At 57.5% G+C, this 21,686-nt stretch carries 22 protein-coding genes; 12 read left to right on the forward strand and 10 right to left on the reverse strand.

Going from position 1 to position 21,686, the window contains the following annotated elements:
• Window positions 1-38: 38 nt before the first annotated feature.
• Complete coding sequence (locus VR71_RS21975) at window positions 39-731, reverse strand: flagellar hook capping FlgD N-terminal domain-containing protein (RefSeq protein ID WP_045686502.1); 693 nt, start codon at window positions 729-731, stop codon at window positions 39-41.
• Window positions 732-742: 11 nt separating this feature from the next.
• Window positions 743-2,365: a flagellar hook-length control protein FliK gene (locus VR71_RS21980; protein WP_296430753.1), complete on the reverse strand. Its 1,623-nt coding sequence runs from the start codon at window positions 2,363-2,365 to the stop codon at window positions 743-745.
• A 14-nt stretch (window positions 2,366-2,379) separates the two neighbouring features.
• On the opposite strand from VR71_RS21980, the gene VR71_RS21985 reads away from it, so the two are divergent.
• The 7 genes from VR71_RS21985 to VR71_RS22010 all read left to right on the forward strand — a co-directional run bounded on the left by VR71_RS21985 (window position 2,380) and on the right by VR71_RS22010 (window position 6,116).
• A complete protein-coding gene (locus VR71_RS21985; protein WP_045686504.1) occupies window positions 2,380-2,664 on the forward strand; it encodes a rod-binding protein in 285 nt (94 codons plus the stop codon).
• Window positions 2,654-3,013 (forward strand): flagellar protein FlgN, encoded by a 360-nt coding sequence (locus tag VR71_RS21990; protein WP_045686505.1) that lies wholly within the window; start codon window positions 2,654-2,656, stop codon window positions 3,011-3,013. Before VR71_RS21985 ends, VR71_RS21990 begins: the two co-directional genes overlap by 11 nt.
• 207 nt (window positions 3,014-3,220) lie before the next feature.
• Window positions 3,221-4,051 (forward strand): flagellin, encoded by an 831-nt coding sequence (locus VR71_RS21995; protein ID WP_009817207.1) that lies wholly within the window; start codon window positions 3,221-3,223, stop codon window positions 4,049-4,051.
• Window positions 4,052-4,124: 73 nt separating this feature from the next.
• Window positions 4,125-4,499: a flagellar biosynthesis regulator FlaF gene (gene flaF / locus VR71_RS22000; RefSeq protein WP_045686506.1), complete on the forward strand. Its 375-nt coding sequence runs from the start codon at window positions 4,125-4,127 to the stop codon at window positions 4,497-4,499.
• Window positions 4,499-4,903 (forward strand): flagellar biosynthesis repressor FlbT, encoded by a 405-nt coding sequence (gene flbT, locus VR71_RS25390; RefSeq protein ID WP_009817205.1) that lies wholly within the window; start codon window positions 4,499-4,501, stop codon window positions 4,901-4,903. The genes flaF and flbT overlap by 1 nt, the downstream gene beginning before the upstream one ends.
• Window positions 4,904-4,950: 47 nt before the next feature.
• Window positions 4,951-5,703, forward strand: coding sequence for a DUF1217 domain-containing protein (locus VR71_RS22005; RefSeq protein ID WP_363301347.1), 753 nt, complete (start codon window positions 4,951-4,953; stop codon window positions 5,701-5,703).
• A 176-nt stretch (window positions 5,704-5,879) separates the two neighbouring features.
• A complete protein-coding gene (locus VR71_RS22010; protein ID WP_009817203.1) occupies window positions 5,880-6,116 on the forward strand; it encodes an Lrp/AsnC ligand binding domain-containing protein in 237 nt (78 codons plus the stop codon).
• On the opposite strand, the gene ade is transcribed toward VR71_RS22010, so the two are convergent.
• Both ade and VR71_RS22020 read right to left on the reverse strand, forming a co-directional pair.
• Window positions 6,113-7,807 carry an adenine deaminase gene (ade, locus tag VR71_RS22015; protein ID WP_045686508.1) on the reverse strand — a complete coding sequence of 565 codons (1,695 nt, stop codon included), beginning with the start codon at window positions 7,805-7,807 and terminating at the stop codon, window positions 6,113-6,115. The genes VR71_RS22010 and ade overlap by 4 nt on opposite strands.
• A gap of 103 nt (window positions 7,808-7,910) precedes the next feature.
• Complete coding sequence (locus VR71_RS22020; protein ID WP_009817201.1) at window positions 7,911-8,171, reverse strand: hypothetical protein; 261 nt, start codon at window positions 8,169-8,171, stop codon at window positions 7,911-7,913.
• 34 nt (window positions 8,172-8,205) lie between these two features.
• Here VR71_RS22020 and VR71_RS25610 point away from each other — a divergent pair, with 34 nt between their 5' ends.
• Complete coding sequence (locus VR71_RS25610; RefSeq protein ID WP_157046670.1) at window positions 8,206-8,295, forward strand: phage DNA packaging protein J; 90 nt, start codon at window positions 8,206-8,208, stop codon at window positions 8,293-8,295.
• Between the two features lie 67 nt (window positions 8,296-8,362).
• Here VR71_RS25610 and VR71_RS22025 read toward each other — a convergent pair whose 3' ends face one another.
• The 4 genes from VR71_RS22025 to VR71_RS22040 form a co-directional block, all read right to left on the reverse strand.
• Complete coding sequence (locus VR71_RS22025; protein ID WP_045686509.1) at window positions 8,363-10,405, reverse strand: ASKHA domain-containing protein; 2,043 nt, start codon at window positions 10,403-10,405, stop codon at window positions 8,363-8,365.
• 121 nt (window positions 10,406-10,526) lie between these two features.
• On the reverse strand, window positions 10,527-11,216 hold the full coding sequence (locus VR71_RS22030; protein ID WP_009817199.1) for a hypothetical protein: 690 nt from the start codon (window positions 11,214-11,216) through the stop codon (window positions 10,527-10,529).
• 149 nt (window positions 11,217-11,365) lie between these two features.
• Window positions 11,366-12,712: a 3-phosphoshikimate 1-carboxyvinyltransferase gene (gene aroA, locus VR71_RS22035; protein WP_045686510.1), complete on the reverse strand. Its 1,347-nt coding sequence runs from the start codon at window positions 12,710-12,712 to the stop codon at window positions 11,366-11,368.
• Window positions 12,713-12,794: 82 nt separating this feature from the next.
• Window positions 12,795-13,508 carry a UTRA domain-containing protein gene (locus VR71_RS22040; RefSeq protein WP_045686511.1) on the reverse strand — a complete coding sequence of 238 codons (714 nt, stop codon included), beginning with the start codon at window positions 13,506-13,508 and terminating at the stop codon, window positions 12,795-12,797.
• A gap of 226 nt (window positions 13,509-13,734) precedes the next feature.
• On the opposite strand from VR71_RS22040, the gene hutI reads away from it, so the two are divergent.
• The 4 genes from hutI (at window position 13,735) to VR71_RS22060 (ending at window position 18,837) form a co-directional block, all read left to right on the forward strand.
• Window positions 13,735-14,925 (forward strand): imidazolonepropionase, encoded by a 1,191-nt coding sequence (hutI, locus tag VR71_RS22045; RefSeq protein WP_045686512.1) that lies wholly within the window; start codon window positions 13,735-13,737, stop codon window positions 14,923-14,925.
• The gene (gene hutH / locus VR71_RS22050; protein WP_045686513.1) at window positions 14,922-16,490 is read left to right on the forward strand and encodes a histidine ammonia-lyase; all 1,569 of its coding nucleotides are present in this window, start codon (window positions 14,922-14,924) and stop codon (window positions 16,488-16,490) included. Before hutI ends, hutH begins: the two co-directional genes overlap by 4 nt.
• 167 nt (window positions 16,491-16,657) lie before the next feature.
• Window positions 16,658-18,325: a urocanate hydratase gene (hutU, locus tag VR71_RS22055; RefSeq protein ID WP_045686514.1), complete on the forward strand. Its 1,668-nt coding sequence runs from the start codon at window positions 16,658-16,660 to the stop codon at window positions 18,323-18,325.
• 26 nt (window positions 18,326-18,351) lie between these two features.
• Entirely contained in the window at window positions 18,352-18,837 is a 486-nt protein-coding gene (locus VR71_RS22060; RefSeq protein WP_045686515.1) for a DUF1810 domain-containing protein, read from the forward strand.
• A 4-nt stretch (window positions 18,838-18,841) separates the two neighbouring features.
• Here VR71_RS22060 and VR71_RS22065 read toward each other — a convergent pair whose 3' ends face one another.
• Window positions 18,842-19,480, reverse strand: coding sequence for a YjbF family lipoprotein (locus VR71_RS22065; protein ID WP_045686594.1), 639 nt, complete (start codon window positions 19,478-19,480; stop codon window positions 18,842-18,844).
• 41 nt (window positions 19,481-19,521) lie between these two features.
• On the reverse strand, window positions 19,522-21,642 hold the full coding sequence (locus tag VR71_RS22070; protein WP_009817191.1) for a YjbH domain-containing protein: 2,121 nt from the start codon (window positions 21,640-21,642) through the stop codon (window positions 19,522-19,524).
• Between the last annotated feature and the right edge of the window lie 44 nt (window positions 21,643-21,686).

Raw genomic sequence — 21,686 nt, forward strand, 5'->3', positions numbered from 1 at the left:
GACGCTAGAGGGATTGGGCCCATTCGACAAGTCCAGGATTACTGAGAACTCGGACGCAGGCCTAGAACTTGGTCTGGTGAAATCCGCTGCCCGCTTTCGAGTACCAAAACTGCCTCACCAGCCTCGAATTGGGCCTCAACGATGCGGCTAGGCACACGCGCGTTATGCCGGGCGATGATGTCGTCATTCACCAGCGAGTGGACCGAAAGAGCGTAGTCCCCATGGGCGAGGGGCAGACCTATAGGATCAAGCCCAGCCCACAAAACCTGTCCGGAGGTGGTCGGGATGGGTTGTCGATTAACAATAATGCCTTGGGCGTTGGTTGCCACAATCTCGGCCGCTTCTGCTTGCGGGTCAACCGTAGCCAAGAGCGAAACTGGCTCACCGCTAAAGGTGACGGGCAGCTCTGAGAGCGCCTCCATCCCGATCCAACCAGATACCTGTGACAGACCCTGCGCGCCAATCCGCGCGCCCAGATCAGTAAGGAGATCGTTGGTGAGGACCTGCTGCTCGACCGTCGAGAATGTCGCCAGCTGCACAGCGAAATCCGACGACTCAATGGGGTTGAGCGGATCCTGATTGCGCAACTGAGTTGTGAGCATTTTGAGAAAGGTTTCAAAATCGGTGCTGAAGCCACCAGTCGCTTTCTCAAGGGAATTGTCCGAGGTTGTCGCGCCGCGCTGTAGAGCGCCCGCCTCGAAGCTGGGTTGACTGGCAGACGTCACGTCCATCTAGGTTTCCTTTATATCAGAACATCAAGCCGCTCTCCGTGCATTGACTGCGGAGAGGCCAAGGGAATTGCGGCAGCCCCTGAGGCAGTATCGAACTGAACCGATTCCTGAGCAGGGTCTCGTCGGTGGTGCAACTTAGTATTGGAGCCGTTGGCCGAGTCTTGGCCGCCAAATGAGAAATGCGTGCGCTCATATCCGACGTCGAGGAGGGCGCGGGCCAGAGTATCAATATGGCGTCGCAAGAGATCGAGAGTTTCCGGTCGATCGGCCAAAAGGTTGACAGTCATCACGCCATCTTGAGATGACAGTTTCAGACGTATCCCGCCCATTTCATCGGGGGACAAAAGCAATTCTACCGAGCGTTCACCATCCCCTGATTGATGCACAGCGGTCGCGATGTGCTGCGCAAGAGCCGAAGGCAACTCCGAACGATGCCACAGAGCACTGTTTCGGAACATGCTGGGGTTCTCTTGTGATGTCGCCACAGGGAATTCCGAACCCATGACATCATTCTGACCGTCCTGACCGATTTCAACATCAAGGTTCAGGACAAGGTCCACAAGACCGTCAGTCAGTATTTCATGGTTCTGGCTAAGGGGAAATCTGATCTCAGGTCGCGAGACGGCGCGTGTCGGATCAAACAAGTCAGGATAAACGCGCTCAACACTATATGCGTTCCTTGCCAGCCCGGCGTCGCGAGAACTCAGGTCTTCATGGACCGACTTTGACGCAGATGCGGTTAGACCCAAGGCGATCACCCTCTCTTGCATGATAGCCGGAGCGTTATGAACAACGTCGGGCATCTCTTGCACAGTCGCGGCACCGGTGGCCTTGCCTGGAATAATCGGTGCCTCGGGAGCTATCAGGATCTTTCCCGCGACATCTATGGTCTGGCGCACATGGGTCTTCTGTCCGAGATCGCGCCCCTGATCCAGAGATGACAGCCCGTCCGGCCCATCTGGTAAAGCCACAGAGTGTTTTCCCCCCAGTCGCGAAATTGCACCATCGGGGACCACAGGGTCCAAACTTTCGTCAAGGCCATTCAGAACCGGCACCCTCCCACCGTCGGACGCCATGATAAGCGCCTTGTTAACCCCTGCCGCCGCTTCTGGCCGTGCGTACGTGGTCAATTGCTCATCAAACTCTCCATCAAAACCGTGGGTCTTGGGAAACTCCGGCACATCATCCAATGGCACCAAGACATGTTCCGCCCCGCTATCCTGCCGCCCCTCATCGAGGCCCACCGATGAGGACATCAAGATGTCTTTGGTCGAAACGGTTTCTGGCCGCCCACTCTGCATCGCCTCTGATAGCGAGACATCTAATTCTGGTGTGTCACTCTCAATCAATGTCGTCGCCTCGTCGTCACTGATGTCATCGCGAGACAAATCATGAACTTTCTCGAACACTTCTCCAAAATCCTGCGGCGCACGCGCAGCATCGGACGATTTAGTCTCAATGCCCCTCACGGTCATCGGCGGCGCAGACGTCCGCGTGTTGGAGTGCATTGGCCCAGTGGAAAGTGATTCGAACATCTGCGCCCTCCAGTTGTCTGTGACCATGTCCCTGAATATGGCGAAACCGGTTACTGCTTCTTTACCGATTTCGAGTCTTCTGGTGATTAGTTCGATCAATTTGAGGAATACCCATGCCCAACCCAGTATCGTTACCGTCGGGAATAAGGGGTTCAGACACCCCCCTCAAAAACCCGACCCGCATCGTCGCAGAGCGCCTGGAAGCCAGCTTTCTGGCAGAGATGTTCAAGTTTGGAGGACTCGAACCAAAAGAAAGCAGCTTTGCTGGCAGCACTGGAGAATCACAGTTTGCTTCCTTCCATCGAGAGGCATTGGCACGCGAGATGGTCAAAGCAGGCGGTATCGGACTGGCGGACGTCTTTTTTCAGTCCATGATGGAGCGCTCCAATGGCTCATGAAATTGAAGCCCAGATTATCACTGATCTCGATGCGATTCTGGAAGACGAGCGCAACGCGCTGCTGGCGAGTGATATTGCAAGGATCACCGCGCTCATTCCAGAAAAGGAACGCCTGATTGAACGTCTCAATGCGCTCGACCATCAACCGGTCAATGCATTGAACAGCCTCCAGAAAAAGCTGTCGCGCAATCAGGACCTGCTCAACGGCACCTTACAAGGTATTCGAACCGTCGCCGCGCGGCTCGCAGCTCACCGCAGCATTCGCCGCTCGACGGAGACATACGACCAACATGGCCGCAAATTCTGTATCCGCGGCGAGGTCGTCCATACCATCGAAAAACGCGCCTAGGCAGGGTTCGTTAAAATTCGCCGCTTATCTCATGCCGCGTTTAGCACTCCATTAGGACCTTGGCGGCACTCTCGGTCTTGCATCCACACCGGATGGCGCAGACGGATCATACCCTTCGCTGCACATGTCAGAATGACATCAGACCGCTCCCGATACGGGCGTGGGACATTAAATGGCGAAAAGCGTCAAAATCAAAGGGAACATACAATGTCAAGTATTCTGACCAACAACAGTGCCATGGTGGCGCTTCAAACCCTGCAATCGGTCAACTCGAATCTAGCCAAGACGCAGGATATGATCTCAACAGGCAAAGCTGTTGCGACGGCCAAAGATAACTCGGCGATCTTTGCAATTTCCAAGGTGATGGAATCCGACGTCAGTGGCTTCAAGGCCGTCTCTGACGCCTTGTCCTTGGGTGAATCGACCGTGGCCGTTGCCTCTGCCGGAGCGGAACAAATCACCAATATTCTCAATGACATCAAGGAAAAGGTCGTTGCCGCTACCGGTGAAAACGTCGATCATGCCAAAATACAGAACGATGTTGATGAACTGGTCAATCAGGTCAATTCGATCATTGGCGCGTCTCAGTTCAACGGGGCGAACCTGCTCGACACGGCAGGCAATGCTGGCATTACGGTGCTGTCCTCGCTTGATCGGGACGCGACTGGAACGGTAACAGCATCGAATATCTCCGTGGCGTCCGTCGATTTCGAGACCAACCTTGACCTGAGCAATATTGACGTGTCGAGCGCAACTGCAGCAGACAGTTCGCTGGCTGCGATCGAAGTCCATATCCAGACGGCCGTTGACGGGGCAGCCGCCCTTGGCGCTTCGGCGCGACGGATATCTGATCAGAACGAGTTTGTCAGCAAAGTCACGGACGCCATGAAGTCCGGAATCGGCGCACTGGTCGATGCCGATCTGGAAGAGGCCTCGGCGCGTCTTCAGGCTCTTCAGGTACAGCAGCAGTTGGCAACCCAATCCCTGTCCATTGCCAATCAGGCACCACAGGCGATCCTCTCGCTGTTCAGAAACTAAGCTCAACTGGGGGCGCCCTCAGGGCCCCCCAACCTCCGCTCAGTGACAGACCGCCTACTTGAAAGGACATGACGTGAACGCGACCCAGCTGGCGCAGACCGCCTATCGAAACCAAGCGCAGACCATTCGGACTGAGCGAGGGCTGGAGTACGACGCCTTTGCCCGGATAACGCATCGCCTCGGCTTAGCTGCAGCCAAGGGTCGTGAGGATATTCACAACCTTGCCGCAGCGCTACATGACAACCGGCGCCTTTGGACAATTCTAGCGACAGACGTCGCAGATCCGGAAAACCCCTTGCCACAAGAATTGCGCGCGAGAATTGTCTATCTGGCGCAGTTTTCGCACCATCACAGCACTATGGTGCTCAATGGCGACGCGTCTATCCAGCCTCTCATCGACATCAATACAGCCATGATGCGCGGGCTGAGTAACAGGCAGATCGTATAATGAGCGGTCTTGTACTGAAGCTTGGTCCCAAAGAGCGCGTGCTGATCAACGGAGCGGTGGTTGAAAACGGGGATCGTCGCTCGCGTTTGTCAATTATGACCCCGAACGCACATATTTTGCGCCTGCGTGACGCAATACACCCTGAAAGTGCGACCACGCCGGTGCGTCGGGCATGCTATGTCACACAGCTTCTCCTGTCAGGAGACGGCGATCCGCAACAGGCGCGTCGCCAACTCTTGCGACACATTGAGGAGCTAAGTCAGGTCCTGCGCGATTCCGACAGTCGAATCCAGCTGACACTCGCAACAAGAGCCCTGTTAGGCGGGGAGTATTATCAATGTCTCAAGGCCCTTCGTAGACTAATTCCACGAGAAGAACGGCTATTGGCGCATCGAATGTCATGAACTTTGCGCCGGTTCTTCCCCTGAGCGGATTGTCAGGATGGGCACTCTTGGCTCGCACCTTTGAGCGCCAGTCAGATCTCTTCAATAAATCCCCGCAGATTGTTCGGGATACAGACTATTTCGAGCAAACCATCGGCAAGATCACCACCGCTGAGGATCTCGTGTCTGACCGCCGCTTGTTGCGGGTCGCGCTTGGGGCATTCGGGCTTCAGGAGGACATCGACAGCCGTGCCTTCATCCGCGCTATCCTTGAGGGCGGCACGATCAACGAGGATTCATTGGCCAATCGCCTCGCCGATGATCGCTATAAACAGCTGGCCGAAGCCTTTGCATTTGCAGATCGCCCCATCCCTCGCACTCAATTGTCCGCTTTCGGCTCCGAGATCACTGAAAAATTTCGCCGCAGGGAGTTTGAGGTGGCGGTCGGTGATCAGGATCAATCCCTACGCCTCGCCCTGAACGCGCGGCGCGAGTTAGGTGATATCGCAGGCGACGATGCGGCAGAGGATACGCGGTGGTTCCGTATTCTTGGAAATACCCCGCTGCGCCGCGTATTCGAGGTGGCGCTAGGATTACCTGAGAGTTTTGCACAAGCGGATCTGGATCGACAGTTGGACGAGATAAAATCTCGGGCGGCGCGCCAATTGAACATCGGTTCGCTATCAGACCTTGCCGACACAGATGTTCAGGAACAATTGCTCCGGCGTTTTTTACTGCGTGATCAGATGGCGAGCATCAACGTGCAATCATCACAGTCCATCGCGCTGACCCTGCTGCAATCGGTCCCTCCCCGATCTTGAGTCGCAGACCGTGAGGTGGGTTTCACAGGTCAGGTCCAAACGTCATTTCAAATTTCCCATTGCAATTGTAAGGACATGACGGCCCTATAGCCCTATGATCTGGCGCAGCCTGAAGCCGAAAAGGTCTTTCGACTTTCTCGAAAACAGTCTCTGCGTCTACACAGAAGGAAAGTTAAATGCGCTGCGTCTTTATCAACATTCGCTGCAAACCGGGGCATTCGTACCGCGTTGCTGAGGCGATTGCATTGCGCGAGATTCATTCAGAGCTTTATTCCACGTCCGGCCCGTTTGACCTTTTGATGAAGCTTTACGTTCCCGAGAGTGAGGATATCGGGAAATACATCAACGATAACGTGCTCGATATCGCAGGCATCGAAAGAACCGAAACGACCCTGACATTCAAGGCCTTCTAGCTGAGGATCTCGAACCGCGTGACATCGACCAACCCACGATCGGTGATCTTGAGTGCCGGAATGACCGGTAGCGCCAGAAACGCCAGTTGCAAAAACGGCTCTTGCAACGTGACCCCCAGGGATTTAGCCGCCGCGCGCAAACCAATGAGCCTATCACGCACGAGTTCGAAGCGCTCAAGGCTCATCAGCCCAGCCATGGGCAACGCCAGTTCTGCACGCACCTGCCCCCCCTCGACGACTACAAAACCACCTTCTATTTTTCCGAGTCGGTTCACGGCAACAGCCATGTCCGCATAATCAACGCCAACACAAACGATATTGTGATGATCGTGACAGACAGTCGAGGCAATTGCCCCGGCCTGCAAGCCAAAACCCTGCACAAATCCTGTTGCGATGTTGCCATTCTTTCCGTGCCGCTCGACAACCGCAATCCGTACCAGGTCCCGCGCGACGTCTGGACACTTGTCACCATTCTGCGGGGCGATTTCTTCGTGCAGATGCTCCGTCAGAATTTTGCCATTCAAGATACCGATCACATCGGTTTCGGCCCGATTGCCCGCGTGACGAAAATCCTCTGGCCGAACTTTGGGAGCATTTACAGAGTTCCGCCCGATTGGTGGTATCTCGTAACGCGCGGCGAATGTACTGGCATCGGCCACTCGACCACCGCAGAGCACCAATCGCACATCGCACGCCTCCAACGTCCCAACGGCTACGATATCGGCACGTCGCCCCGGCGCAATCAAACCGCGATCTTTTAGCCCAAATGCTTCTGCTCCGGACAGCGACGCCGCACGATAGGTTGCCAATGGGGAAGATCCGAGCGCGATCAAACGTCGGATCATGTGATCGAGATGCCCTTCTTCGGCGATATCGAGCGGGTTGCGGTCATCCGTACACAGGCACATGTAGGGGGCTGTGACATCCGTCAATAGCGCTTGTAGAGCATCCAGATCCTTGCTGACCGAGCCCTCGCGGATCAGAATGCGCATGCCGCGCTGCAGTTTCTCGCGCGCCTCCTCTGGCGTTGTCGCCTCATGTTCGGTGCGAATGCCGGCCGAACAGTAGGCGTTGAGATCGCGACCCGAGAGCTGCGGACAATGTCCGTCGACATGCGCCCCTTCAAACAACCGCAGTTTGGCCATCATGCCCGGATCACGGTGGATGACGCCCGGGTAATTCATCACCTCGGCCAACCCGATGCCAGAACGATGACCCATCACAGAGCAGAGATCCTCTGCCGCAATTTCGGCGCCAGAGGTTTCCATATCCGTCGAGGGCACACAGGACGACAATTGAACCCGAATATCCATCAAGGTTTGCTCGGAGGCGGCTTGAAAATAGCGAATTCCGTCGAGGCCCAATACATTGGCGATCTCGTGCGGGTCACAAATAGCCGTGGTCACCCCACGCGGCGTGACACAACGGTCGAATTCATAAGGTGTGACCAGCGAACTTTCGATGTGCAGATGTGTGTCGATAAAGCCCGGCACAAGGATGAGGCCTGAAACGTCGATCACAGCGCACCCTTCATAGGCGGCCCCGATGCCCACGATGGTATTGCCGCAGACCGCGACATCACCGGGGATCAAATCCCCCGTGACGAGGTCAAGCACCTGCGCCCCACGCAGCACCAGATCAGCGGGGTCATCACCCAGCCCCTGTGCGATCCGTTGTTCGAGATCTGACATGTTTACGCCCCCCGCGACATGCAGCGAGTGTCGCGCGGAGGGTAGCCAAGAGCAAGCCCATTGAGCCAAAATCATCGACCACGGGCTTGCCGTCAGAGGATGATCACTCGGTCTTCGCCGCTTGCTTTTCGAGCTTCATTTCGGGTTTGCACGCCATGCCGTTGTAGCGGCCGACCAACGATTCGTTACGGCGCTGATAGGCACGAGCCTCGTCGCCCGCAGCCCCCTTGAGATCCATAAAGAACCAAGGAACAAGAAGGAAAGCACCCGCTGTCCCGGCAACGATGTTCTGCGTGGTTTTGGCCTGCTGCTCTTTGATGAGGCCTTGAATAGCATGGGTATTGGCCGTGATCTCGGTGCGCAACTGGGAGCAAGAGAGCGCGCCGTCGCCGGACTGAATTTCGTCAACAGGATCGGGGGCACGACCACCACAACCGCTCAACACGACAATGGACAGGAGGGCAGGAGCTAACAACTGGTTCATCTGATTACCTTTTAACAGAGTGTTCGCGTCAGTACCCGGCTCCTAAGACGATGAAAAGCAGCAATTTCACTTTAGCCTCGCCGACGCTTGCGGCGCCCACCATCGCTTCCATCTCCATGGGTGTTGAAACTCGGATTTGGCAAGGTCACGATCTTGGCCAATTCGGGAAACGGGTCGGTCTTGTGTGGGATCGCGTTTGCCGCAACAAAATGCTCTTGGAATTTCGGCTCGATGGCGGTCTCGACCTTGGTGATCTGGCCCACCACGCGCTCAATCTCGCGCCGGGCCGCAACATTGCAGAGCGCGATGCGCGCCCCGGTGCCCGCTGCATTGCCCGCCGATGTCACCTTGTCGAGCGGTACATCGGGGATCATGCCAAGCACCATCGCATGTAGCGGCGAGATATGCGCTCCAAATGCCCCAGCCAGAACCACCCGGTCTACCTTGTCCACACCGCGCTCATCCATCAAGAGGCGCGCGCCGGCGTAAAGCGCAGATTTGGCGAGCTGGATCGCTCGTATATCGCCTTGGGTTACGGTAATGACCGGACCGCCCGTGGCACTCCCATCGTGGACCAAATAAGAATGGGTGCGGCCGTCTTCGATCATCCGCGCGGTGCCCGTGGCCGCCGCCGATCCGATCAGACCGGAATCGTCCAAGAGACCGGCCATCCGCATTTCGGCAACCGCCTCGATGATGCCGGAGCCGCAAATGCCGGTGATACCGCCGTCGCCCACCTCTTCGGTGAAACCATCGTCATCCGACCATTTGTCAGATCCGATAACCCGAAACCTTGGTTCCTTGGTCACGGGATCAATGCGGATAGCCTCAATCGCGCCGGGTGCTGCCCGTTGCCCGCTGGAAATCTGCGCGCCCTCAAAGGCCGGTCCGGTGGGCGACGAGCAGGCCAGAACCCGCGTCTTGTCGCCCAGCAAAATTTCGGCATTGGTGCCGACATCGACGATCAGCGCCAGGTCTTCGGACTTGCCGGGCTCTTCACTCAGCGCCACAGCGGCGCAATCCGCGCCCACATGTCCCGCAATGCAGGGCAGCACATAGACCTGCGCCCGCGGGTTTACCGCCGTGAGGTCCAATTCTTTGGCGCCCAAGGTCAGGCTTCCCGACGTCGCAAGCGCAAAGGGCGCCTGCCCGAGCTCAACCGGGTCAATGCCCAAAAGCAGGTGATGCATGACCGGATTGCAAACAAACACCGTCTCGACGATGAGTTTTGCATCAATTCCCGCCTCCTTGGCGATCTCCTCAGCCAACAGGTTGAGCGCATCGCGCACGGCCGCCGTCATTTCCTTGTCACCGCCGGGGTTCATCATGGAATAGCTGACACGGCTCATCAGATCCTCGCCAAAGCGGATCTGCGGATTCATAATACCAGACGAGGCCTTGACCTCGCCGGTTTCCAAATCCGTCAGATGCGCGGCGACCGTGGTCGAGCCTAGATCAATCGCAAGACCAAATAGCCCACCCTCGTGCAGTCCGGGCCATATCTCCAGAATTTGCGCAGCCGCGTCAGCGTGACCGCGGTGCAGCGCCACTGTTACCTGAAACTTGCCCTTGCGCAGAACGGGTTGCAGCTTCGACAGCAAGCTCAGATCAGCACGAATATCGTCAATCTCCCATTGCGATTTGAGCGCGCGCTTGAGGCGTTCGAAATCTCCGGTTGGCTCGTGCATGTCGGCCTCTTCGACTTCAACGAAATAGAGCCGAGTTGCCGGGTCCATCTCGATCACGCGGGCCGAAGCAGCTTTGCGCACCACCTGCTTGTGGACTTGGCTCTCAGGGGGCACGTCGATCACAACATCGCCCATGATCTTTGCCTGACAGCCCAGCCGACGTCCCGGTTTCAGGCCACGCTTCTGGTCATACCGCTCTTCAACGGCGTTCCATTCCGACAGCGCGTCCTGATGCACGGTAACACCGTGTTTTGAGAACTCACCATAGCCCGGCGAGATCTGGCATTTCGAGCATATCCCACGCCCACCGCAAACGGAATCAAGATCGACACCAAGCTGCCGCGCGGCCGTCAGGACCGGGGTGCCTATGGCAAATCGCCCACGTTTGCCGGACGGGGTGAATACGACGAGAGGGTCTGTCGACATAACGAATATCCTGCTTCTGACGCTGCGCTTGCGCGGAACATAAGGCATAGGCGCTTGCCCGACAGCCCACAAGCGTCAGAAAATCGTCGTCGCGCGGCATGACCTGAGAATGAGAAAGCCCCTAAGAGAGAGTCCAGCCAAAGAGCCAGATTGCGAGAGGCACAGGTGCGGTCGCAATCACAAGAGTCAGGATTGCCAAATGCGCCCGAAACACGCCCGATAACCCGGACACAAATGCAATACCACCTCCGCCCCCGATCATCGAGTTTCCCGGAATGTTGATAAGGAGCGCGAGGTTGACGTAGCGATATTTGACAACCCAGCCCAAATAGCGCGCGGGCAACTGCGCTTGCACAAAGCTGGCCCGCTCATCGAGGGGCAGTGCCTGAAACCTTTCGAACATCACGCAGGCCCGCGTAAGATGCAGATCGAGCAGAATGCGGCTAAGCCAACGATAGGGGACCTTGCATCCGACCATATAGGCCAAAACGAGACCAGATGCCGTTGCAAGCCACACCAATGGCGCAATATCCGGGCCACCGACGGCCAGAACCATGAGACCGATTTCAATGCCCGGCACAAACGGAATGGCGATCAGAACCGCATAGATCAAGAGCGCCGCCGCGAGAACGCTCGGTATCGCCCAGCCAAAGTTATTTTGTGTGATCCAGTCTTGCGCCCAGACAAAAAGCGCGTGCAGCAAGATGGCCAGGATCACGAGCGCCACAAGGCGCAGCGCAGTCCGGAACAGCCCGATTTTGACAGGGGGCGGGACCGGCGTTTCAAGAATTGGTAGATCGTTTTTGTCCATAGCCGAGTCTATGGTTCAATCACCGGTCTCCACAATGGCCCGCGGACCGAGATCACACGCATTTGCTTCAACGGGCGAACTGCAGATCTATCTCAGCCCATTCAACCTGCTCTGATCACTCAGACCGGAGTTATGTCAGCCAGTGTGACTCATACCCTTCGAATGTCAGCGCCTAGACCAGCCATCAGATGCTCAAAAATCGGAAAGGAGGTTGCGATCGGGCTTGCGTCATCGACACTGACCGGAGCCGTTGTCGCCATGCCCATCACCATGAACGACATCGCGATCCGGTGATCGAGATGACTGGCGCAGGTCTGCCCGCCTGGAACATTTCCGTGTCCTCGCCCATGCACAATCCACCAATCTGGACCGTCCTCGACCTCGACGCCCCCCGCGCGCAATCCGGCCGCCATTGCCTCGATCCGGTCGCTTTCTTTGACACGCAGTTCCTTGACCCCGCGCATGACGGTCTCACCTGTCGCGAATGAAGCGACCACCGACAGAACGGGATATTCGTCGATCATGCTTGCCGCGCGCTCGGGAGGCACCTCTATTCCCTTGAGGTCAGGAGAGAACCGGGCGCGCAGATCGGCTACCGGCTCACCGCCTTCTTCGCGCAGGTTCTCATACTCCAGATCGGCCCCCATCTCGCGCAAGGTTGTAAAGAGCCCGGCGCGCGTTGGATTCAGGCCGATATTTGGAACCAGAACATCGGACCCCGGGACAATGAGCGCCGCGCAGACCGGGAAGGCCGCAGAGCTTGGGTCGCGCGGCACCACGATGGTCTGAGCCCTGAGTTCGGGTTGCCCGGTCAGCGTAATCACCCGCCCTTCGGCGGTTTCCTCTGTGACAATCTCGGCCCCGAACCCAGCCAACATCCGCTCGGTATGATCGCGCGTTGCTTCCCGCTCGATCACCACGGTCTGTCCGGGCGCGTTCAGCCCCGCGAAAAGCACGGCACTCTTGACCTGCGCCGAGGGCACAGGCACGACATAGCGTATCGGCACCGGATCAGCAGCGCCCACGATGGTCATCGGCAGCCGGCCTCCCGCCCGTCCAACAGAGCGTGTTCCAAACAACGCCAAAGGGTCCGTCACGCGCGCCATGGGCCGTTTGTTCAAACTGGCATCGCCAGTGAACGTTGCGGTTATGGGTGAGGTCGCCATCGCGCCCATGATCAAGCGCACCCCTGTGCCCGAATTTCCGCAATCAATGACATGATCAGGTTCGGCAAAGCCTCCAACGCCAACGCCGTGAACATGCCAAGAGCCAGTCTCGTCGCGCGTCACTTCGGCCCCAAAGGCCCGCATCGCCTTGGCCGTATCCAGCACGTCCTCACCTTCAAGCAGCCCCGTGATCACGGTCTCTCCCACGCTCAGCGCCCCAAGGATCAGTGAACGATGCGAGATCGACTTGTCTCCCGGCACATCAGCAACACCGGAAAGAGGCCCAGAGCGGTGCGATGTCATTGGGGTCGGAGTGCCGTGGCCAGACATGATGTGCCTCTTGAATAGTCTGTGTTATCCGCCCAATAGCCCAAGCTGGGGCACCCGTCCATGATCTTTGCCGCGCCGCCTTTTATGGAGCGGCACCCAGTTGGGTCACGATGCTGTGCCCCGGTGCATAGCACAGGCGAGCAAAGGTCACGGCCCGCGCATGATCCCATGTCAGGCGCTCAATCACAAACAGAGGTGCGCCGGGACGCGTGTCCAGGATCATGGCCTCAGCCTCGGTTGCAGCTTGGGCCGCCAAACGGATTTCACCATGGGTATAGGGGATATTGGCCAACAACCACTCATTGGCGTTCAGCGCCTTAAAGTCCTGAGCATCAGCGGCGGGGGCTGTCTCAAGATTGATCCAGCGATCTTCAAAGACAAAGGGCTCACCTGAGGCCAGATGCAGGGCCGTCACATGCAGACATTGGATGGAGCCTTCGGCGCAGAACCGACGCGCCAGACCAAGCGACGGCGCGGCACGGGCACGGCTCAGACGACGATACTCGTATATCTTCCCAAGGGCGCTGACTTCCTGCCGGATCACCGGAATGTCCACGGTCGCGCGGCTCACAGGGTGCAAAGCAACGCGTGTCCCCGCCTTGCGCCGCCGCTCGACAAGTCCAAGTTCTGCCAATGCTCTCAGAGCGCGATTGACGGTGGCGCGCGCACACCCAAATTCCTGTGCTAGATCGGCCTCGTTCGGAATCACGGCACCTGGCGGCCACTCACGCGCATGGATACGGCGCAAGACCTCGTCCTGAATCGATTGCCAACTTTTGAACTGTGGTTCTGTCATGGGGCATTCCAACGCGGTTTCGTACTCTGGCAAGGACGGCAACTTTGCCGTTCCGCAGCATTGCGCGCCCTTCTCGGTAAGCCTTGTCTGTTACGCCACGACCCCGAACAGAAGGCAAGTCCCCCTCAGCCAGGCCGTGGATGTGTCAGCGCATACCGTCTTGACAGATTAATATGTATAGACATAATATTCAATTGCGGTTCAGAAAATCACAAGGGTGCTCTGCATGCTTCTGCGCAACGCAACTTTAGCAACAATGCACGGGGATGACCCCTATGGCCTGGTTCTTCAGGGAGCAATCCTCGTTGATGCTGGTCGTATTGTCTGGCTCGGGAAAGACGCGGATGTCCGGAGGGGATACCAAGGACCGGAAGAAGATCTTGAAGGACGTCTCGTCACCCCTGCGTTGATCGACTGTCATACCCATATCGTCCATGGCGGCAACCGTTCTGGTGAATTTGAGATGCGGTTAAACGGGGCGAGCTATCAGGACGTTGCCCGCGCTGGCGGAGGGATCGTTTCAACCGTTACCGCGACTCGCGCAGCCTCGGAAGAGGTGCTGCTCAACGGGGCTTTACGCTTTGTTGACGCGCTGATTGCCGAGGGCGTTTGCACCCTAGAGGTGAAGTCCGGCTATGGGCTGGACATCGACACGGAGTTGAAAATGCTGCGTGTGGCGCGATCCATCGAGGATGTGCGTGACATTCGTGTGAAAACCACCTTTCTCGGAGCCCACGCAGTTCCAAAGGAATTTGATGGACGTACGCTCACGTATGTTCAGCAGGTTTGCATTCCCGCACTCAATGCAGCGCATGCGGCCGGCCTCGTCGATGCTGTGGACGGGTTCTGCGAGGGAATTGCATTCTCGCCCGAGGATCTGGAGCCTCTCTTCGCAAGGGCGCAGTCCCTTGGCCTGCCAATCAAACTTCACGCAGAGCAGTTGAGCCACCTTGGCGGCACGCAATTGGCCGCGCGTTACGGGGCTTTGTCTGCGGATCACCTGGAATACGCGACCGATGAGGATGCCAAGGCAATGGCACAGTCTGGCAGCGTGGCGGTCATTCTGCCAGGGGCGTTCTACACTCTTCGTGAGACGCAAATGCCACCGATCGACGCCTTTCGCGCCGCGGGCGTGCCAATGGCCTTGGCCACCGATTGCAACCCCGGTTCGTCGCCCTTGGCGTCAGTGTTGTTGACGATGAACATGGGATGCACCCTTTTCCGGATGACACCCGAAGAGGCGCTCGCGGGGGTAACGCGACATGCAGCGCGCGCTTTGGGGCTTGATGATTGCGGGATGCTTGCGACGGGCATGCGCGCAGACCTTGCCGTTTGGGACGTCGAGCATCCAGCCGAATTGGCATATCGCATTGGGTACAACCCGCTCTGGCGGCGCATTTCCGGAGGCAGGGCGTGACAGTTATCGTAACACCAGGACAAGAACGGCTCGCCGCACTTGAGAGTATCTGGCGGAAAAACCTTGCAGTGGAACTGAATCGCGGCGTCAAATCCGATGTCGAGGCCGCACACGCGCTCGTTGCACGGGCTGCATCCGGACATACGGCTGTGTATGGAGTCAACACAGGCTTTGGCAAGCTCGCCAGCGTAAAGATACCACCGGAAAAAACTGCCGAGTTACAACGCAATCTTATCCTGTCACATTGTTGCGGCGTCGGAGAGGCGTTGGATATCGCGACCACTCGGTTGATGATGGTGTTGAAACTTCTCAGCCTTGGGCGCGGGGCGTCTGGGGTGGCGTGGTCTACCATCACGTTGCTCGAAACCATGCTCGCACGCGGCGTCACACCTGTTGTTCCGGATCAGGGGTCGGTTGGCGCCTCGGGGGATCTGGCGCCCTTGGCTCATATGGCGGCGGTGATGATTGGTGCGGGCGAAGCCTGGGTGAACGATACGCGAATGCCCGGTGACACGGCGCTTGCCCTTTGCGGTCTGAGCCCAATAACCCTCGGCCCAAAAGAAGGATTGGCGCTGATCAATGGCACCCAGTTTTCAACGGCTTGCGCGCTGACCGGACTCTGGACGGCGTGGCGCAACGCCCAGAACTGTGTGGTGACGGCAGCACTCTCGACCGATGCCATCATGGGGTCCACGGCGCCATTGGTGGCAATGATCCATGAATTACGCGGCCATCGGGGTCAGATTGACATGGCCCGCGCCCAATCTGAACTTATGACAGGCAGCCAGATTCGTGAAAGCCACCGCGAAAACGATACGCGTGTCCAAGACCCCTATTGCATTCGTTGTCAGGCACAGGTCTCCGGCGCGGCTGTCGACCTGTTGCGCCAAGCTGGCGCGGTGTTGGAGATTGAGGCAAACGCCGTAACCGACAATCCCTTGGTTCTGGTGGACCCAACTCATCCAGAGGGTGGCATGATCGTTTCGGGCGGTAATTTCCACGCCGAACCAGTCGGCTTTGCCGCTGATCAGATCGCAATGGCGATATCAGAGATTGGGGCGATTTCGCAACGTCGCGTGGCGCTGATGGTCGATCCGACGCTGAGTTTTGATCTCCCGCCCTTCCTGACTCCTGATCCGGGTCTGAACTCAGGTCTCATGATTGCAGAAGTGACGACCGCCGCGTTGATGAGCGAGAACAAGCATCTGGCCAATCCCTGCACGACCGATTCCACGCCGACGTCTGCCAATCAAGAGGATCACGTCAGCATGGCGGCACATGCCGCGCGACGCCTCAAGCGCATGAATGACAACTTGAGTGTGATACTGGGGGTCGAGGCAATCTGCGCGGCGCAAGGCATCGGATTTCGCTCGCCAATGCAGACAAGCGCCGCACTCCAAGCAGTTATCACCCGTCTGCGTGAGCAGATACCTCCGCTGACCAAAGATCGCTACCTTGCTCCCGATTTGAACGCAGCAGCACAGATGGTGCGTGCCGGGGAACTAGTCGTGGCGAGCGGGCTGGATCTGCCGCTGAGTGGTCCGGCGCAGACCCGGGTGTCTTGAGAATGATGGATTTGAGCCCGAATACACCCGCCTTGTGCGCTGATGTCATTCGCATTGCGCACATCAACATTGAACATACGCTACCGTACGCTTTGGGTCAGTGGACCCTCCTCGGCAGTCGACCCACAATCTTCACCACCTGACTATCCGACTGGGAAGGAACCGAAATGACCGATCCGCGTCACAATACCCGCGACATCTATCCGGACACAGGCACAAAAATCTCCGCCAAGAGCTGGCTGACCGAAGCCCCACTCCGGATGCTGATGAACAACCTTCACCCGGATGTGGCTGAAAACCCACACGAACTTGTGGTCTATGGCGGCATTGGGCGCGCGGCGCGCACCTGGCAGGATTTCGACCGCATCGTCGCCGCGTTGCGATCGCTTGAAGAGGACGAAACACTTTTGGTCCAATCCGGAAAGCCGGTAGGTGTTTTTCGCACTCACAAGGACGCGCCACGGGTTTTGATTGCGAATAGCAACCTCGTACCGCATTGGGCCACGTGGGATCATTTCAGCGAACTCGATAAGAAAGGGCTGATGATGTACGGTCAGATGACCGCCGGTTCGTGGATTTACATAGGATCTCAGGGGATCGTGCAGGGCACCTATGAGACCTTTGTTGAGGCGGGCCGACAGCACTATCATGGCAGTCTGACTGGTCGCTGGATCCTGACCGGGGGCCTTGGCGGCATGGGTGGCGCGCAACCTTTGGCGGCGGTGATGGCAGGAGCCTGTTGTCTGGCCGTGGAATGCGACGAGACCCGCGCCGAATTTCGCAAGCGCACCCGTTATGTGGACGAAATCACCCATGATCTGGACGAGGCGCTCGCCATGATCGACCGATGGTGCAAAGCGGGCGAGGCCAAGAGCGTGGGCTTGATTGGCAATGCCGCCGACATCTTTCCAGAGCTCGTGCGGCGCGGCGTGAAGCCCGATATCGTGACCGATCAGACAAGTGCGCATGATCCCCTGCATGGCTATCTGCCTCAGGGCTGGACCGTCGCCGATTGGCGCGCGCGTCAAGAAAGCGATCCTAGAATGGTTGAACGTGCCGCGCGTGCCTCCATGCGGGTGCAGGTGCAGGCCATGGTCGATTTTTGGAACGCTGGTGTTCCGACCCTCGACTATGGCAACAACATTCGCCAAGTAGCGCTTGAGGAAGGGTTGGATACTGCCTTTGCCTTTCCCGGATTCGTACCCGCCTATATCCGACCGCTGTTTTGTCGTGGGATTGGGCCGTTTCGCTGGTGTGCCCTAAGCGGCGACCCCGAGGATATTTACAAAACCGACGCCAAGGTAAAGCAACTGATTGACGATCCACATTTGCACAACTGGCTCGACATGGCGCGCGAGAGGATTGCGTTTCAAGGTCTGCCAGCACGGATTTGCTGGGTAGGACTTGGCGTGCGACACAAACTTGGTCTCGCGTTCAATGAGATGGTGCGCAGCGGTGAGTTGAGCGCCCCGATTGTCATTGGCCGCGACCATCTCGATAGCGGCTCAGTGGCAAGCCCCAACCGCGAAACCGAAGCCATGAAGGATGGATCTGACGCCGTGAGCGACTGGCCGCTTCTCAACGCGCTGCTGAACTGCGCGTCAGGCGCCACTTGGGTGAGCTTTCACCATGGCGGCGGCGTGGGAATGGGATTCAGCCAGCATTCCGGCATGGTGATCTGCTGCGATGGATCCGAAGAGGCGGACCGGCGTCTTGCACGGGTGCTTTGGAATGATCCCGCGACTGGTGTAATGCGCCATGCCGATGCGGGATATGAGATTGCACTGGATTGCGCGAGGGAACACGGGTTAAATCTCCCGAGCATTTTAACCTGACCCATGATTGACGCATTGAGGATAACATGATGACTTTAGAGCGGTTTGTACTAGCACAGAACAAAATATGGCCGCTCCCACTCCAAGAGATCGCATGCGGCAAAAAGCGCCAGCATTGGGCGTGGTTCGTGTTGCCACAGGTCAAAGGGCTGGGTCGGTCCGAGTTTGCGAAATCCTTTGCAATCGACGATCTCGATCACGCGCGCGCCTACCTGGCGCATCCGGTCCTTGGTCCCCGTCTGATCGAAACCTGCGCGGCCATGTTGGCATTGCAAAACACCTCCGCAGAACGCGTCTTGGGCGGCATAGACGCACTCAAGCTACAATCCTGCGCCACCTTGTTTGCAGAGGCTGGAGGTCAGCAAATTTTCTCCGATGTTCTGGCGAAATTCTATGGTGGCATACGCTGCGAAACCACACGCGATTACCTTGCAGGACGGCGTGCATTGCCAACAGATGACGAGTACTTCACGCGCCCACCACAGCCCGACCTCCCGACTGGCGTGGCCTGAACCGTCAGCGTAGTCTCTGGATGGCGCTATATCCCATAGTTGGACCAGCCCAGTGGCGAGATTGTAATATCCTGCCACTTGAATCTACCAGATAGGAATTGACCACACTTCGATCCGATTGCCAGCACTCTGCTGTCATTCGAACCACGAATGCAGTGCCATTGGCACCCGCCAAGGTTTCTGTGTCACCGCGCGTGATCTTGCAATCTGATTTCAGGGTCACGATTTTGTTTTCCCCATCGAGATAGCGCTGCTGAATCTTTGCGACGCCGTTCTCCCGGCGGGTCACAACATCAAGCAACGGCTCAATCCGTGACGACATCAGATCATTCCCAAGCCCCCGCGTCGCAACCAACACACCATTGCGTGTCGTCGCACTGCGCCGATCTGAACTGCCATAAGAGGCCCACGTCTGGTGCGGCCCATTCTGCTCGATTGGGCGTAAAACAGCAGCCGCCTTACGATCCTCCAAGGCATAGAGCGCAACTGGGCCTGTGGTATTCGCCAAGGCTTTCATCGCAACCGACGAGACGAGCTGAGGGTCAGGGGCAACAGGTTTGACTCTTTGTTGATTGATCAAGCTCTTGGCGACCGAAAAAACGTTCTCCGAACTCCGCTGATTGGAGCACGCAGCCAGCACCATGAGACCTCCCAATAGGAAAACTTGGGGCAGCGATCGGCACATCATCTCCAGAACTTCCCCCAACTCGCGGCCGCGTCGCGTCTGTGCGATGTCCGAACTGTTTCATATAGACGCCCGCTGACATTCAAACGCTGACCACCATCGCGGGTTAGCGAGCGGATGACGGCCGTCGGCGCCTGCTGTGTCGGCTTGCCCAAGATCCAAGAGATTGGCGCAGTTATGCGAATGCCCTTGTCAAACGATCCTTCGCCGAAATCCTGAGCCGAAACATCAGTTTTCGTCGCGAACGCACCCACCTTCCAACCGTTGGCGAATTCGCGGTCGAGGCCTAGCGTTACACCCCAGTCCCCTGCCAGATAGCGCCCGGCATCAACCTGCGCGTGATATCCGCCACCGAAATCATAATAGACCGACGCATGCCCATTGAACTCGGGGATCGCGCCGCTGATCGTGTTCCGATCGCGCAAGCCAAAATCACCATCAAAATCACGTGGTCGGACATAGTTCAACTCAGCGCCTATTGCGATCCGGCTGTCTACTGGCCGCCACAGCACCTCTGTCGAGACCCCAGCATACATCTGCTCCAGATACCCCACAGTCCCCCGGGCGTAGACGTCCGGAGCAAGGCGCTGATACTTGCTCAGGGTCAGCCAGTCGAGACGAGGCGCATCCGATTTTGCATAAAGCGCCGCATCGGAGCGCACCCGCGGTATGCGCGAATTGCTGACTCGGTTCGATTTATCAAGGTTGCCAAAGAGTTTGACGGATGTCGCCGCACGCGCCACCCATCCTCGCCCAAATTCCACCTGACCTTGAAACCGAAGCGCAACATCGATCCGCGCCGGATTATCAGGATCAAACAAGCTGATCCGCGTAAAGGGATTGATCCCCCAACCGTAACGCGGAAACTTGCCCGGCAAAGGTTCGGGCAGATTTCCAAATCGCAGACTGTCGCTGAAAGTTGCCGCCGCCAGAGCGTCATCAGCGGCCGTATGTTCCAGCCGCTCAATATCACTGCGTGCGAAACTGACCGTGCTGGCGGGAATTCCCTTTACGTAGAGGGTGATATGAAAGTCCTCGACAGAGGCGGGCAAAACCCGTGTCATCACGCGGGCTGTTCGGCCAAGTGCCTGCGAGGTCTGGTCATAGGTTTCGTTCTGAATTCCAACATAGGCGGCGCGATCTTCTAGCCGCAACCTGATCAGGTCAATTTGATCCTGTGCAAGGGTCTCATCAAGCGCCTTGCTGACTTGCGCCCGCGCGGCTGGCACAGTGGCCCAACCAAGGTCACGCGCCGCGTCCGGATCACGAACCGCAACAGGCAATGGTGCAGGTTCCAACCCGCCAGGAATTGGCATTCGGCGCGGGTTGATCGCTATGGAAAGGTTCACACCAATTTCCTCACCGTGCAGGACAAAGGCCCGCATGGTGGCATCTTGGCCCAGCTTGTAGGTCAATCCAAAATTGATCGGTGTGCTTTGATCAAAGATGCCCGCCGTCTTCTCCGTGTCGTAGTTATCGGATGAATACTCGACAGCAAAAGCCAGCTTTTCGCTGATATCGTAGCTGAATCCACCGAAGAAGCCGATGTCCCCCTTGAACCAGTTTGAGATGCTCACATCGCCACCGGTTCCGACACCGGCAAAGTTAAAGGGCGTGCGGGTTCCGAACCCACCAATTGAATTGCTCGAGCCAAACCGCCCCCAACCCAAGCCCGCAGTTACACGCAAACGGTCTCGATAGGATTTCGTGGCAACCAGGTACTCGCCTCCGAGAACCCCCGTCCCTAGAAAGTCCTGAAGTCCGATCGCGATTGCCGGTGAATAGTCGGTTTCCTTGAACAGTCGGAACCGCAAATCAAAACTACGGTCATAGAAGGTGCTGAACTGTGGCGTAAGATCCCGCGTGCCCGAGTAGCGAAAGCTGCCTGTGATCCAAGGTGCAATCTGAAAGCTGAGCGTGGTCTTACTGAAGCCATCGAAATAGGCAACTGTCGTGGATAGCTGCGCATCCGGGGCCATTTCCGCCGTCGGCATATCCCAAAGACCACCGGGTGTTCCGTAATTGTTTGTCACGGTTGTTGTCAGATCATTCGCCGACGCACTCGAAGCAGCGACCAAAACCACCGTCGCGCCGAACATGTTCCGCAATCTGCCTGTCATCGACTGTTCACCTGCTCCGAGCGCCTTCACTTTTCTCTTGGGGG

Origin of the sequence: Roseovarius sp. BRH_c41, from assembly GCF_000961715.1 — a bacterium.
GTDB lineage: Bacteria > Pseudomonadota > Alphaproteobacteria > Rhodobacterales > Rhodobacteraceae > Roseovarius.

Bases quoted from the DNA above. Each gene is read 5' to 3' on its own strand.
- VR71_RS21975 (WP_045686502.1), bottom strand. From the start codon at position 731: ATGGACGTGACGTCTGCCAGTCAACCCAGCTTCGAGGCGGGCGCTCTA.
- VR71_RS21985 (WP_045686504.1), top strand. From the start codon at position 2,380: ATGCCCAACCCAGTATCGTTACCGTCGGGAATAAGGGGTTCAGACACC.
- VR71_RS21990 (WP_045686505.1), top strand. From the start codon at position 2,654: ATGGCTCATGAAATTGAAGCCCAGATTATCACTGATCTCGATGCGATT.
- VR71_RS21995 (WP_009817207.1), top strand. From the start codon at position 3,221: ATGTCAAGTATTCTGACCAACAACAGTGCCATGGTGGCGCTTCAAACC.
- flbT (WP_009817205.1), top strand. From the start codon at position 4,499: ATGAGCGGTCTTGTACTGAAGCTTGGTCCCAAAGAGCGCGTGCTGATC.
- VR71_RS22010 (WP_009817203.1), top strand. From the start codon at position 5,880: ATGCGCTGCGTCTTTATCAACATTCGCTGCAAACCGGGGCATTCGTAC.
- ade (WP_045686508.1), bottom strand. From the start codon at position 7,807: ATGTCAGATCTCGAACAACGGATCGCACAGGGGCTGGGTGATGACCCC.
- VR71_RS22025 (WP_045686509.1), bottom strand. From the start codon at position 10,405: ATGTCGACAGACCCTCTCGTCGTATTCACCCCGTCCGGCAAACGTGGG.
- VR71_RS22030 (WP_009817199.1), bottom strand. From the start codon at position 11,216: ATGGACAAAAACGATCTACCAATTCTTGAAACGCCGGTCCCGCCCCCT.
- aroA (WP_045686510.1), bottom strand. From the start codon at position 12,712: ATGTCTGGCCACGGCACTCCGACCCCAATGACATCGCACCGCTCTGGG.
- VR71_RS22040 (WP_045686511.1), bottom strand. From the start codon at position 13,508: ATGACAGAACCACAGTTCAAAAGTTGGCAATCGATTCAGGACGAGGTC.
- hutI (WP_045686512.1), top strand. From the start codon at position 13,735: ATGCTTCTGCGCAACGCAACTTTAGCAACAATGCACGGGGATGACCCC.
- hutU (WP_045686514.1), top strand. From the start codon at position 16,658: ATGACCGATCCGCGTCACAATACCCGCGACATCTATCCGGACACAGGC.
- VR71_RS22060 (WP_045686515.1), top strand. From the start codon at position 18,352: ATGATGACTTTAGAGCGGTTTGTACTAGCACAGAACAAAATATGGCCG.
- VR71_RS22065 (WP_045686594.1), bottom strand. From the start codon at position 19,480: ATGGTGCTGGCTGCGTGCTCCAATCAGCGGAGTTCGGAGAACGTTTTT.
- VR71_RS22070 (WP_009817191.1), bottom strand. From the start codon at position 21,642: ATGACAGGCAGATTGCGGAACATGTTCGGCGCGACGGTGGTTTTGGTC.